2 protein-coding genes are annotated in these 1388 nt (G+C 46.9%); both read left to right on the plus strand.

Annotation, left to right across the window (positions count from 1 at the left end; translation table 11 throughout):
- Positions 1 to 473, plus strand: a 473-nt coding sequence (locus H5P30_RS14325; protein ID WP_221774372.1) for a hypothetical protein, incomplete at its 5' end; no start/stop codon positions are given.
- A gap of 70 nt (positions 474 to 543) precedes the next feature.
- Positions 544 to 972, plus strand: a complete 429-nt coding sequence (locus tag H5P30_RS14330) for a hypothetical protein (RefSeq protein WP_185693615.1) — start codon at positions 544 to 546, stop codon at positions 970 to 972.
- Positions 973 to 1388 lie beyond the last annotated feature (416 nt).

Genomic DNA, 1388 nt, shown 5'->3' on the forward strand with positions numbered 1-1388 from the left:
CGTTCTGCAGAAAAATGAAAACAATCGTCATTCTACTTATCCTCAGTCCCCTGCTATGGGCCGCAGAATTGGATGACGCAGATTTCAGTCGATTCATACTTATCAACGATGGAACGGGAGCAAACGAAGATGAACCGCAGGAAGGACAGAAAGGAATTGTTGAGTCTGATCTTCTTGCCGAATTCGGCTTCAAGAGACTCACCGAATCGGAAAAAGAGGAAGCACAGAGACTAGCAAGCGAGTATTGGTTTCAGACTTACGGTTTACTCGCGGAGGAAAGGCTTATCCCTGATTTCAGCTTCCAACTTGAAGAAGAAATTGATGGATTGGGAAGTCCGGAATCAAAGATTTGGCAAGTTCAAGTTCAGCACATGACAGGCGGAATCAATGCTCTTATTTGGATCAACGCTGAGACTAAAGAAACAAGAGCTTGGGGAATTGAAAGAGAACTAAAAGAAATTGAGCAGAACTAGTCAGCCCATACAACTCCAGCCAGCGCTCCGCGCTGACTTCCGCGTATGGCTTTCACGTTCGGCAAAATAAATGAAGCTTCTCACCTATGGAATCATTTCTGCACCCATACTTGCAGTGGGTCTGTATCTATTCCTATCCCCAAAATCTCACAGTTCAATTTCCACCGAGGATGTCGACTCCTCATTCACAGTATCGTCCGAAGCACCTCTCGCACTTTGGAGTTCAGGGTCCGCATATGCCCTTGTAACCGGCGAAGTAAACGGGACTGGATTAGTAAGAGTCGTCGGAAACCATGGCCGAGACTTGAAGGAATTCACAGTAGGCCCGGGCATCGTAGAGCTGGCATATGGCGGAGGGGAGATGTGGATCGAAGATTTCCACTTAAGTTACCAACCTCTCTCAGCATCCCAGGGGCATCTGACAGCTTCAGTTTACTGCGGAACTAAAATGTCGGAGACTGATTGGAAAAGGTACCATGAAATATTACGAAAAAAATAAGCCGAACCAGTCAGCCCATACAACTCCAGCCAGCGCTCCGCGCTGACTTCCGCGTATGGCTTTCACGTTCAGGAGATAGAATTTTGAAAAAAGCGAGAGAGTCCAAATTGAAAACCCTGCTGGGATGGGGATTTATCGTTTTTATTCTGCTCTATTTTGTGCTCACGTGAATAAATGGAAGGCAACTGGAGATTTTGACCTGAATCCAATTTTTGGATGGAATGGCGTCGGTTACTGGGGGTTCTTTCTGCTTGTGCTCCTCGGAACTGCGTTAAGTTTTTGCTATTCGAAATGGAGAAAAAGAAGAAAACAAGATTCCCTGAACCAATCTGCATAGGCAACCCGTCGTTACCGCCCGTGAAATCGTCAACCAATAGAACGCTGGACCTCTCAGGCCGGGACGCCTAGCCTCGACG

This window comes from Puniceicoccus vermicola, assembly GCF_014230055.1.
Classification (GTDB): Bacteria; Verrucomicrobiota; Verrucomicrobiia; order Opitutales; family Puniceicoccaceae; genus Puniceicoccus; species Puniceicoccus vermicola.